The sequence below is a fragment of the Pelagibacterium lentulum genome (assembly GCF_003992625.1).
GTDB classification, from domain to species: Bacteria; Pseudomonadota; Alphaproteobacteria; order Rhizobiales; family Devosiaceae; genus Pelagibacterium; species Pelagibacterium lentulum.
Genome location: NZ_RZMW01000022.1, coordinates 90,380 through 102,500 on the forward strand (window position 1 = coordinate 90,380; position 12,121 = coordinate 102,500).

The 12,121-nt window shown below is 56.9% G+C and carries 10 protein-coding genes and 2 rRNA genes (1 of these 12 only partly in view); 5 read left to right on the top strand and 7 right to left on the bottom strand.

The window, feature by feature from the left end:
- Positions 1-3: 3 nt before the first annotated feature.
- From EO133_RS06975 to EO133_RS06990, 4 genes are all read right to left on the bottom strand, one after another.
- A complete protein-coding gene (locus tag EO133_RS06975) occupies positions 4-888 on the bottom strand; it encodes an alpha/beta hydrolase (protein ID WP_127071936.1) in 885 nt (294 codons plus the stop codon).
- A 51-nt stretch (positions 889-939) separates the two neighbouring features.
- A complete protein-coding gene (locus EO133_RS06980; protein ID WP_244640853.1) occupies positions 940-1,833 on the bottom strand; it encodes an alpha/beta hydrolase in 894 nt (297 codons plus the stop codon).
- A gap of 101 nt (positions 1,834-1,934) precedes the next feature.
- Positions 1,935-2,549, bottom strand: coding sequence for a flavin reductase family protein (locus tag EO133_RS06985; RefSeq protein WP_127071937.1), 615 nt, complete (start codon positions 2,547-2,549; stop codon positions 1,935-1,937).
- Between the two features lie 27 nt (positions 2,550-2,576).
- The gene (locus tag EO133_RS06990) at positions 2,577-3,368 is read right to left on the bottom strand and encodes an IclR family transcriptional regulator (RefSeq protein WP_127071938.1); all 792 of its coding nucleotides are present in this window, start codon (positions 3,366-3,368) and stop codon (positions 2,577-2,579) included.
- A gap of 141 nt (positions 3,369-3,509) precedes the next feature.
- Here EO133_RS06990 and EO133_RS06995 point away from each other — a divergent pair, with 141 nt between their 5' ends.
- From EO133_RS06995 to EO133_RS07015, 5 genes are read left to right on the top strand one after another with little or no spacing between them, the layout of a single operon-like run.
- A complete protein-coding gene (locus tag EO133_RS06995; RefSeq protein WP_127071939.1) occupies positions 3,510-4,280 on the top strand; it encodes an SDR family NAD(P)-dependent oxidoreductase in 771 nt (256 codons plus the stop codon).
- Positions 4,281-4,286: 6 nt separating this feature from the next.
- On the top strand, positions 4,287-5,204 hold the full coding sequence (locus EO133_RS07000; RefSeq protein ID WP_127071940.1) for a 2-dehydro-3-deoxygalactonokinase: 918 nt from the start codon (positions 4,287-4,289) through the stop codon (positions 5,202-5,204).
- Positions 5,201-5,806 carry a 2-dehydro-3-deoxy-6-phosphogalactonate aldolase gene (locus EO133_RS07005; RefSeq protein WP_127071941.1) on the top strand — a complete coding sequence of 202 codons (606 nt, stop codon included), beginning with the start codon at positions 5,201-5,203 and terminating at the stop codon, positions 5,804-5,806. The genes EO133_RS07000 and EO133_RS07005 overlap by 4 nt, the downstream gene beginning before the upstream one ends.
- The gene (locus tag EO133_RS07010) at positions 5,803-6,666 is read left to right on the top strand and encodes an SMP-30/gluconolactonase/LRE family protein (RefSeq protein WP_127071942.1); all 864 of its coding nucleotides are present in this window, start codon (positions 5,803-5,805) and stop codon (positions 6,664-6,666) included. Before EO133_RS07005 ends, EO133_RS07010 begins: the two co-directional genes overlap by 4 nt.
- The gene (locus tag EO133_RS07015) at positions 6,663-8,564 is read left to right on the top strand and encodes a beta-galactosidase (RefSeq protein WP_127071943.1); all 1,902 of its coding nucleotides are present in this window, start codon (positions 6,663-6,665) and stop codon (positions 8,562-8,564) included. Before EO133_RS07010 ends, EO133_RS07015 begins: the two co-directional genes overlap by 4 nt.
- A 49-nt stretch (positions 8,565-8,613) precedes the next feature.
- Here the strand turns inward: EO133_RS07015 and EO133_RS07020 are convergent, their stop codons facing one another.
- From EO133_RS07020 to EO133_RS07030, 3 genes are all read right to left on the bottom strand, one after another.
- Positions 8,614-9,324, bottom strand: a complete 711-nt coding sequence (locus EO133_RS07020) for an alpha/beta fold hydrolase (protein WP_127071944.1) — start codon at positions 9,322-9,324, stop codon at positions 8,614-8,616.
- A 711-nt stretch (positions 9,325-10,035) separates the two neighbouring features.
- Positions 10,036-10,151 (bottom strand): 5S ribosomal RNA (gene rrf / locus EO133_RS07025).
- 87 nt (positions 10,152-10,238) lie between these two features.
- Positions 10,239-12,121, bottom strand: a 23S ribosomal RNA gene (locus EO133_RS07030) (it continues 851 nt past the right edge of the window).

Sequence of the window (12,121 nt, forward strand, 5' to 3'; positions counted from 1 at the left end):
GCGCTATAGGTTTTGCGCCAGAAACCTCAAGACATCCTCATAGACCGGGTTCATCCATCGCAATGGTCGCGCAAACCCGATCAGCACACCCGCATGATCCACACGCTCATACAGCGCGATTTCCACATGATTGCCCTGAGCGGTAAGGCCCTGCGCCAAGGCCAGTGAATTGCGTGGCAGGACGGTTCCGTCACGATCCCCATGCACCAGCAGAACTGGGGGCAACCCTTCTCTGATATGATTAACCGGCTGGGTTTCTGCCGGCTCGGGATACTGACCGAAAGCATCAATCGTTGCATCCACATCGAAGGGATAAAAATCATAAGGGCCAGCCAATCCCGCAAAGGCCCTGACCGTGAGATTGCTCTCGGGTGCCGGACGGAACCTGTCAGCCAGCAGCACCATCGCAACATTATAGGCCCCGGCCGAATGCCCGATCAGCCCGACCCTTTGCGGATTCCCGCCGTAAGTCGCGATGTTGCTGCCCACCCATTCGAGCGCCAAGCGCATATCGTCCACGAAATCGGGATAAATGTGTTCAGGCACCAGGCGATAATCAGCAATAACGGTCACATAGCCGCGCGCGGCAAAGGCCCGGCCGACAAATTCGTAATTAGCCTTTTCTCCTTCCGCCCAGGAACCGCCATAGGCAAAAAAGACAACGGGTAGATCGTCGTCGCCATCTTGCGGGCGGTAGACGTCGAGCTGCTGGCGGGGATCGGGACCATAGGCGATGTCGGCATCCTGCACGACACCGCCATCCTTGGGCACCAGCGTGCCAAAGAGTGCCACGGCAGAAAATGCCTGCGCCGTTAGTCCCAAACCCGCTAAAAGCACGCCTGCAATTATGATGACCACCCCGAAACGGGACCTGAACAAAAAAGACATTATTCAGGTTACGAAGCAAAGGGATGAACAGTTTCCAACGGAAGACAAAAATCAGCCGTCGAGCGCACCAAGACTGGCAAAGAAATTGACGATGTCATCGAGTACCGGCGCGCGCCAGCGCATCATCGCACCCAAGGACGTGACGATTTCCATATGCCCGATGCCAGAATAATAGCGCTCATCGACCGGCACGTTCTGGTCGCGCAGCCTGCTCGAGAGCGTTCTTGTATTGATCGGCTTGACGATGAGATCGTTCTCGCCGGTCGCAAGAAACATCGGCGGCGCTTCCGGTGAAACGAGCCGGACCGGCTGCGTGCCTTCTGGATTGGGCGCGTAACCGAAAGCGTTGCGCACTTCATCGAACTCGAACGGGTAAAAATCATAAGGCCCGGCAAGCCCGGCAATGCCGCGGATCTTGAGCCGCGTACCTGCTTCGCGGAAAAAGGCCGGATCGAGCCCAAGCATGACAGCATTATAGGCGCCAGCCGAATGGCCCGCGAGATAGAGCTTATTGGGATCGCCGCCGAAAGCCGAGATGTTGTCCTGAATCCACCGCGCAGCCACCGCGCTGTCGTAAAGGAAGCCCGGATAGGTGACTTCCGGCACAAGGCGATAATCGTTGATCACGGTGACGAAACCGCGCGCAGCAAAAGCCCTTCCCACGAACTGATAATCGGCGCGCTCACCCCGGTTCCAACCGCCACCATAAATGAACTGCAGCACCGGTGCATTGCCGCGCGGATTTTGCGGCGTATAGACATCGAGCATCCCCCGCGATCCGCCCGCATAGGGAATGGAGTCGCCCAGCTTGACCACCCCGCTATCCATAGCGGTGCCGACGTTGAAAGGGTCCATCAGTGAAAATGCATAGGCAGGGCCGGGCAGACTTGCACCAAGAGCGCCGGCACCCAACAGAGCCAAAGCGGAACGGCGGGACAGTGTCATCTCAAAACTTTTTGGAGTGGTAGAAACTCAGCGCAATTTCGCCAATAATAACGGCGGATTTGCGTCGAAATTGTTTCCAAATCCTTTCACAACCGGCCGTTTCAGACCTTTGGGCGGATCATCTCGAACATGTGATCGGCAATTACGTAATCGCCTCTATAACCACAGCGGGCAATGGTTTGCGCTTTGGCGATATCGAAAAGCCCATCGGCAAGATAGCTCTTTTCGATGTGAACGGCGACAACCTGCCCCAGAACGAGGAAATTGCCGACCGGATTGCCATCCAAATCGTGCAATGGCTTTATCTCGATGAGCTTGCATTCCATTGCAGCTGCCACCCCTGCAACACGCGGTGCCGACACGTTCTCGCTCGGCATTTTTTCCAGCCCCGCCTTTGCGAACTCATCGGTGCCTTGCGCAAAATCGCCCGAAGAGAGGTTCATGGCCTGCGCAAGACGAGCCGTTGCAAGGTTGAAGACAAACTCACCGGTCGCCTCGATATTGGCAACACTGTGCTTCCAGCCTTCCGACGAAAAGCCCAGTATTGGCGGTTTGCTGGCGAAAATATTGAAAAAACTATAGGGCGCGAGATTGGCCCGTCCGTTCGCATCGAGCGATGAAATCCAGCCAATTGGGCGCGGCGCAACGATCGCCTTTACCGGATCGTGGGGCAAACCATGCCCCTCTGCCGGGTCGAAAGAATGATATTGGCTCATGAAGTGAATATGCGTCCTTGCCGGTGTTCAGGATGGGGCCTGCCAGATTTGCGCATCCTTGCCGATCTGCTCTGCTGCGGCAAGCAGCGTCGGCAGATGCGCCTCCAGATCGGAGAGCGCGAGACGCGCGGTCGAGCCTGTAATGGAAATTGCGCCAAAAAGCCTCCCCATCGACCCAAGGATCGGCACTGCAATGCAGATTATGCCCTCCTCATGTTCCTGATTGTCGATGGCATAGCCGCGTTGAGCGGTCAATCGTAAGTCCGCTTCGAGCGCCTCGGGCGAGACCAGCGTTGCCGCGGTAAAGCGCTCGAACGACTGTTGGGTGATGGCACGATCGATGGCCGGTCCCGGCAGGAAAGCCAGCATGGCCTTGCCTACCCCGGTACAATAGGCCGGCGCGATCTTTCCGGTCTGGGAATACATTGCAATTGGCTGGCCTGCACTGCGCTTGTCGAGATAAAGGACATGACCATTGTCGAGTTGGGCCAGATGGATCGTTTCGCCAATTGTTTCGGCCAGCGCATCGATATAGGGCCGGGCCAATGGCGCAAGCGAGAATTGCTGCCACGCTGTATGGGCAAGCGAGACAAGCCGCGAACCCAAACCGTATGTCTGCATTTCCTCGTTATAAACGAGCAATCTCTGCTCAGTGAGCGTCTGGAGAAGCCTGTGCAGCGTGGCCTTGGGCAAAGCCGATGCCTTGAGCAGAGCAGTGAACCGGACGGGCCGCTCATAGGAGGCAACCAGATCAAGCAAAGACAATGCCTTGGCAACCGTTCCCGGCCCTGTCCGTTCTCTTTGCTGAACCGCTTTCATATGAAACGCACCCCGGTTGACTTGGGCATATGAGGCTAGCATAGTTCATGACAAAATCAAAACTCAGTTCCAAATATTGGAACTAGCGATTTGCCGTGAACGGGGCCGAGGGATCATCGTTTCGGCAAATGGAGGACAGACATGGATTTACCGGCAAAGTTTCATGACCTTGAAGGCGCATCGGTCTTCATTACCGGCGGCGGGTCTGGCATTGGCGCCTCGCTCACCGAGGGCTTTCTGCGTCAGGGCGCCAAGGTTGCTTTCGTCCAGCGTTCTGACGCCAACCCATTTTGCGATGAAATGGAAGACGCAACGGGCCTGCGCCCACTGTTTATCAAGTGCGATGTGACCGACACCAAAGCGCTGCAAGACGCCATCAAACAGAGCGCAGAGGCGCATGGGCCCATAACCGTTCTGGTCAACAATGCCGCCAACGATCAACGCCACAAGACCGAAGAAGTCGACGACCAATTCTGGGACTGGTCGGTCGCGCTCAACCTCAAGCACTATTTCTTTTCGGCACAAGCCGCCATTCCCTATATGAAGCAAGCCGGTGGCGGCTCGATCATCAATTTTTCCTCGATCAGCTACATGATGGGCGCGGATGGCTTCCCCGCCTACGCATCTTCCAATGCCGGGATCACCGGGCTGAGCCGCGCACTGGCGCGGGAATTCGGCCCCGACAAAATCCGCTGCAACGCGCTGATGCCCGGCTGGGTTCTGACCGAGCGTCAGAGAGAGCTCTGGGCCAATCCGCAAGCGCTGGAAAAGCATCTGGACAAGCAGTGTCTCAAGGAGCACCTCGTGCCCGAAGATATAGTTGGTGGCGTGCTGTTTCTCGCTTCCAACATCTCCCGCATGCTGACCGGACAGGCGCTGGTGATCGATGGTGGCGTGGTGGTGACGGGCTAACCCGATATGCATGTAATCAATCCCTCCTGGATCGCTATCGACTGGGGCACGACCAACCTGCGGGTATGGGCAATGGGGCCGGACAATCAGGTGCTCGATCACAAGGGCTCTACTGATGGCATGGGTTCGCTTGAGCGCGAGGGTTTCGAGCCTGCACTTTTGAGACTCGTGGCGCCATGGCTCGCCGATGACAAAACCACGCCGGCGGTGGCCTGCGGCATGGTGGGAGCAAGACAGGGCTGGATCGAAGCACCCTATTGCGCCGTGCCTTGCGCGCCGATCGATGCCACGTTTTGCGCCGCACCGGTAAGCGACAAGCGCATAAGCGTGCAAATCGTTCCCGGCCTCAGTCAGTTGGACCCCGCCGATGTGATGCGCGGCGAGGAAACCCAGATCGCGGGGCTTATGGCCGCCCTGGATATAACGGACGGCATCCTTTGCCTGCCGGGCACCCACACCAAATGGGTGGCCGTTGAAAGCGGCATCGTGAACCGCTTTCTGACCGTAATGACCGGTGAACTGTTTGCCCTTTTGTCAAAGCAATCGGTCTTGCGGCACGGCATGGCACAAGAGGGTTGGGATGACGCAGCCTTTACACTCGGCCTTGAAACGGCGCTCGATAATCCGGCCGGCCTGACGGCAAATCTTTTTGCCCTGCGTGCCGAAGGGCTTCTCAAGGGGCTTCCTCCGCAAAGCGCACGGGCCCGGCTTTCAGGTCTTTTGATGGGGATCGAACTTTCCGGCACCAAGACCTATTGGCAGAAGGCTGCCAAGGTTCATTTGATCGGCGACGGCACACTCTCACGTCTTTATGCTAAGGCATTGGCCCATCGCTCGGTCGATGTGCAAATCCATGATGCCGACAGGATAACCCTTGCCGGTCTTTGCAACGCCTATCAACGCTACAAGGATACCGCCCAATGAGCCGCCCCCTGATCGCAATCTTGCGCGGCATCAGCCCCAATGAGGCGCTGCCAGTCACCGAGGCTCTTATCAAGGCCGGGATTACCCGGATAGAAGTGCCGCTCAATTCTCCCGAGCCGCTGACCAGCATCGCAGCCATGGCCCAGCAATTCGGCAATGACGCGCTGATTGGGGCAGGAACCGTATTGACGACCGACGAGGTGGCCGAGGTTGCTGCGGCAGGCGGCCAGTTGATTGTTTCCCCCAATGCAGACAGCGCCGTCATAAAACGCAGCAAGGATCTCGATCTGCAATCGTTTCCCGGTGTTTTCACCGCCACCGAATGTTTCGCCGCGCTGAAGGCGGGAGCCGACGGACTGAAAATTTTCCCCGCCTCGATCATGGGGCCGGGCGGGCTTTCCGCACTCAAGGCCGTATTGCCGGCCGGCACTGCAATTTTCGCTGTTGGCGGCGTGGACGCGGGCAATTTCGCCCAGTGGCACAAGGCCGGCGCTACAGGTTTTGGCATCGGCACCGCACTTTACAAACCAGGCCTTTCGGCAAATGAGGTTGCAGCCCGCGCTTCGGAAATGGTCACAGCATTTGATGAGGCGTTTCAATGAACGCGCGCGTATTTGACGACCGCCCCTGCTTTCTCGGTGAGGGGCCGCTCTGGCATCCCTTGCGCCAGCAATTGTTCTGGTTCGACATCATCAACAAGAAACTGCTGACCCAGGCCCGCGGTGCAAAAAAGAGCTGGGATTTCGATTTCATCGTTTCGGCGGCGGGCTGGGTCGATCACGGTACTTTGCTGATCGGCTCTGAAAACGGCTTCCTTAAATTCGATATCGAAACGGGCACCCATTCCCATCTGGCCGATGTGGAAGCCAACAATCAAGATACCCGCTCCAACGACGGACGGGCCGACCCTTGGGGCGGCTTTTGGCTCGGCACAATGGGCAAGAAGGCAGAGAACGAGGCCGGTTCGATCTATCGCTATTACAAGGGCAAAGTGGAAAGGCTCTTCACCGGCATCACCATCACCAATGCCATCTGTTTTACCCCCGACCGCCAATTTGCCTATTTCGCCGATACCGAAATCGGCATCGTCAACCGCGTGGCACTCGATCCCCATACAGGAGCGCCGACCGGCCAGCCTGAAGTGTTCCTTGACCTGTCAGGCGAAGGACTGAACCCCGATGGCGCCGTTGTCGATGCAAACGGGGTTATCTGGATTGCCCAATGGGGCGCCGGACGGGTGGCTGCGTATGACAGTGCGGGCCGATTCGTGCGTGAAATTGCTATAGGCGCGCCACACTCCTCCTGCCCTGCCTTTGGCGGCGACAATCTCACGACACTTTTTTGCACATCGGCCCAGCAAGGCATGACCGTTGCCCAGCTTGAAGCCCATCCCTTGGCCGGGCAGGTCTTTTGCGCGCCCGATATTGCCAAGGGCCAGCAGGAACATCAGGTGATCCTATGAAGCGCGCGTTGGGGGTATGCTATTATCCTGAGCATTGGCCGGAAGAAAAATGGGCCGAAGACGCAGCATTGATGGCCAGGACCGGCTTGGTCTGGGTGCGGATCGGTGAATTTGCCTGGTCACGGCTCGAGCCCCAACCGGGACAACTCGATTTCGCATGGCTCGACCGTGCCATTGAAACACTTGGCGCGGCCGGGCTTAAAGTCGTGCTCGGAACGCCAACGGCAACCCCGCCACGCTGGATGCTCGACCAGCATCCCGACATGCTTGCCGTAGATCGCGAGGGGCGCACCCGAAAATTCGGATCGCGGCGCCATTATTGTTTTTCCCACATAGGTTATCGGAAAGCCTGCGCGCGTATCGTGACGCTATTGGCAGAGCGCTACGGCCGCAATCGGCATGTCGCTGCATGGCAGACCGATAACGAATATGGCTGCCACGACACTGTTATCTCCTATTCCGACGCCGCGCGCGCTGAATTCCGCAACTGGCTGGCGCAGCGCTATCAATCGCCCCAAGCGCTCAACCGGGCCTGGGGTAACGTGTTCTGGTCCATGGACTATGAGAGTTTCGAGCAGATCGATCTGCCGAACCTGACCGTCTGCGAGGCCAACCCCGCCCACGAGATGGCATTCCGGCGCTTTTCATCCGATCAGGTTGTGAGTTTTAATCGGCTGCAAACCGAGATATTGCGGCGCCACACCGACGCGCCGATCATTCACAATTACATGTCACGCTATACCGATTTCGATCATTTCGATGTCGGCGCCGATCTCGACATTGCCTCTTGGGATTCTTATCCGCTCGGGCATCTGATAACGCGCACGGACGCGAGCGAAGAAGACAAGAAGCACTATCTGCGTCAGGGCGACCCGGACAACCAGGCCTTTCATCACGATCTTTATCGCGCCGTTGGCAAAGGACGCTGGTGGATCATGGAACAGCAGCCCGGTCCGGTAAACTGGGCTGATTATAATCCCGCACCTTTGCCGGGCATGGCACGGCTCTGGGCATGGGAAGCCTTCGCCCATGGAGCAGAAGCCGTCTGCTACTTCCGCTGGCGGCAAGCGCCTTTTGCGCAGGAACAGATGCACGCGGGCCTTTTGCGGCCTGACAGCGAACCCGCACCGGCACTGGCTGAAGCTGCACAAGTCGCGCAGGAACTGGCCGACATGCCAGAGGTCGAGACTGGCAAGGCGGATGCAGCGATCATCTTCGATTATCCCTCCGCTTGGGCTTGGTCGATCCAGCCACAGGGCAAGGATTTCGACTACGTAGCGCTGGTTTTTGCCTATTATCGCGCCATGCGCCAATTGGGTCTCAATATCGATATTGTCCCTGCATCCGACCCCGATATTGCACGTTACAAGCTGGTGGCTATCCCTGGCCTCATGACGGTTCCCGAGCGCCTCTCTGCCCAGTTGGAGCGGTTTGAAGGCGTTGTGCTCGCCGGGCCGCGCACCGGGTGCAAGACCGAAGAATTTTCCATTCCGGTTCCGCTGCCCCCTGCCCTTCCCGGCCTCGATACGCGCGTTGCTTACGTGGAATCGCTGCCGCCAGACGCTCCTGTGGCTCTTGAAGCGGGCGGACATTTCATGAGCTGGCGCGAAAAGCTTGAGGGCAGCGCCGAAGCTCTTGAACGGTGTAGCGATGGCTGGCCGGCGCTGGTTGGTTCCGGCCGGATGTTTTACGTCGGCGGTTGGGGCGATCGGGTTGCGCTGAGCCGAATTGTTGGTATGGCGTGTCGGCGGGCGGGGATCGAAACGCTGAATCTGCCGCGTGATGTTCGCGTGCGGACGACTGCGACTCATCGATTTTATTTCAACTATGGCGGCGAACAGATTGCGTTTGCTGGCAATGATTTGGCGCCGGGCGGAGTTGGGTGGGAGCGGCTCTAGCGCTTTCGCGCTGCTGGCGCGTAAGAACACGGTGAGAGCGTACTGGACCCTACAACTGTGCAATGTTCCTTCGGTCAAGCCACTGCAGAATCGTCCTGGTAACGGCTTGTGGCTGCTCGAATGGCAGCAGATGCCCCGAACCTTCAATGACTATAGATTCTGCATCCTTGAGTAAGCTGGCAATTTCGCCGTGAGACGCTTCAGTCGAAAGATGATCTTCATCGCCGGTAATCAGCAGCACCGGGAAGTTGAACTCACCCAAGTATAGCGAAGCATCGGGACGCGCTAGCAAGGCACGGTTCTGCCGCTCATGAACTTCGGCAGAACAGTCCTCAACCATTTTTCGTATAGATGCGACAAGAGTTTCGTTCCGAGTATTGGCCTTGGAAAGGACCTTTGGCACCCAGTTGCGCGCATACTCTGCCATGCCTGCATTGCCTTCAGCGATACGGGCGAGTCGCACGGGCTCCTCCTCGGCGGAAGCACTTTTATGCCCCGTACTGGCGAGCACCATCGCCTTGACCCGCTCCGGCGCTAGCCGTCCCATTTCCATAGCAACCCGACCGCCCATCGAGTGCGCGATTACAACTAGATCATCGTCGGTCTCCGCAATTGCGCGGCGGGCCATCGCCTCGAGAGTAGTATCCTGTGTTGTGTCCGCATTGTGAATTGCTGCGACGCGAGTCTTGATAGCCTCAGAGAAGTCCTCCCAAGTCCTGCCGTCAGACATGATTCCTGGGATCGTAACGAGGGTCGTCATCTGAAATTCTCCGTTTCTCGTCTTGACCAACAGCACATCCAAACCAGTGGGTCTTGGAGTCACTGGTCCGGAGAAAGACACGTGATGATTGCTGGCTTAAACACGCTACGACCACCATGCGTATATGACTATTGTTACGCGGTGGGCTGCAGTGCAGCAAGCGCCCCAACCAATGGTTTTCTGTTTGCCCGCCAGCTTCTTCAGCTTTGGGACAGGAAGCTGACTGCACCTGGCCGAGCTTGCCAGAAGCTGTTTGGTTTGAGTTATGTGGCCATGACTGATGCGCCCAGCATGACGTAATAGTTCTCTTCGGCTTCGCTTGGCGTCAGGTGAGTGACCACGAGACCTATGGCCGACTGGTGGATCGGGACAAAACTCCGGCTCGCATTGTTTGCGACTTCGTTTTTATTGAATGTCAGAGAAGGGATACTGTTTGCACTTTCTAGCCTTGGCGTCAGCCGGCCCTGTACTTGACCTCGCGACCGCCTCTGCCGCGCCTTACTTCGCCGCCGGTACGCGTAAAGCGTAGCGATCGATCCGGTGGATCGATCGCAGGCTATGAGCGCTCTGCCTGAGTGGTTTGGTTGTTTGATTGTTGTGTTATGTCGGCAGCGGGTGAGGTCATCGTGGTTTTGAACGCAAAAAGCCCCTCGTTTTACGGAGGGGCTTTTTTTGTTGCGTGTTTGTATTGAGAAGGTGTGTGTTTGTTAGACTTGGCGGCGACCTACTCTCCCGTGCCTTAAGACACAGTACCATTGGCGCAGAAGCGTTTAACGGTCGAGTTCGGAATGGGATCGGGTTCTGGGCGCTTCGCCATAGCCACCAAGTCGAACAAACACACATTGGTTCGTGATACTGGTCTTTTTATATGATCTGGGTAAATCCTCTGGATTTACGGATATAGGTAAATGAGAACGATCAAGCCGATCGAGCTATTAGTACTGGTAAGCTTCATGCATTGCTGCACTTCCACACCCAGCCTATCAACGTGGTGGTCTTCCACGGCTCTGATAGGGAATACTAGTTTTGAAGGAGGCTTCCCGCTTAGATGCTTTCAGCGGTTATCCCGTCCGAACTTAGCTACCCTGCAATGCGGCTGGCGCCACAACAGGTCCACCAGAGGTTCGTCCATCCCGGTCCTCTCGTACTAGGGACAGCTCTTCTCAATATTCCAACACCCACGGCAGATAGGGACCGAACTGTCTCACGACGTTCTAAACCCAGCTCACGTACCACTTTAAATGGCGAACAGCCATACCCTTGGGACCTGCTCCAGCCCCAGGATGTGATGAGCCGACATCGAGGTGCCAAACGATGCCGTCGATAAGGACTCTTGGGCATCATCAGCCTGTTATCCCCGGCGTACCTTTTATCCGTTGAGCGATGGCCCTTCCACGCGGGACCACCGGATCACTATGACCGACTTTCGTCTCTGCTCGAGTTGTCACTCTCGCAGTCAGGCAGGCTTATGCCATTGCACTCAACGAGCGATTTCCGACCGCTCTGAGCCCACCATCGCGCGCCTCCGTTACTCTTTGGGAGGCGACCGCCCCAGTCAAACTACCCACCACACGCTGTCCCGGACACTGTTATGCCGCGGTTAGACATCCATGACGATAAGGGTGGTATCTCACATTGCGGCTCCATGAGAACTGGCGTTCCCACTTCAAAGCCTACCACCTATTCTGCACATGCCGACACGAATGCCAGCGTGAAGCTATAGTAAAGGTGCACGGGGTCTTTCCGTCTGACCGCAGGAACCCCGCATCTTCACGGGGAATTCAATTTCGCTGAGTCGATGCTGGAGACAGTGGGGAAGTCGTTACGCCATTCGTGCAGGTCGGAACTTACCCGACAAGGAATTTCGCTACCTTAGGACCGTTATAGTTACGGCCGCCGTTTACCGGGGCTTCAATTCAAGGCTTGCACCTCTCCTTTTAACCTTCCGGCACCGGGCAGGCGTCAGACCCTATACGTCGCCTTACGGCTTCGCAGAGCCCTGTGTTTTTAATAAACAGTCGCCACCCCCTCTTTTGTGCCACCCGCCAATGGTTGCCCACAGACGGGTCACGCTTATCCCGAAGTTACGCGTGCAATTTGCCGAGTTCCTTCAGCATCGTTCTCTCAAGCGCCTTGGTATGCTCTACCAGTCCACCTGTGTCGGTTTCGGGTACGGTCTATATGCTGGGGCTATTTCCTGGAACCGCCTCACTGCACATCCAATCCAATAAGGACATACAACTCTGGCAATCCGTCACTTCCCAGCAGGCTCACGAATATTAACGTGATTCCCATCGACTACGCCTTTCGGCCTCGCCTTAGGAGCCGGCTAACCCTGCGCTGATTAGCATTGCGCAGGAACCCTTGGACTTTCGGCGAGAGTGTCTCTCACACTCTTTATCGCTACTCATGTCAGCATTCGCACTTCTGATATCTCCAGGACCCCTCACGGGTATCCCTTCGCAGACTTACAGAACGCTCCGCTACCGCGTACAGCAAAAGCTGCACACCCTAAGCTTCGGTGCATGGTTTGAGCCCCGTTACATTTTCGCCGCAGGAACGCTTGACCAGTGAGCTGTTACGCTATCTTTAAAGGATGGCTGCTTCTAAGCCAACCTCCTGGTTGTCTAAGCATTCCCACATGCTTTCCCACTTAACCATGACTTGGGGACCTTAGCTGTAGGTCAGGGCTGTTTCCCTTTCCACGACGGACCTTAGCACCCGCCGTGTGTCTGCCAGATAGTACTCTTGGGTATTCGGAGTTTGGTTAGGTTTGGTAAGTCGGTGAGACCCCCTA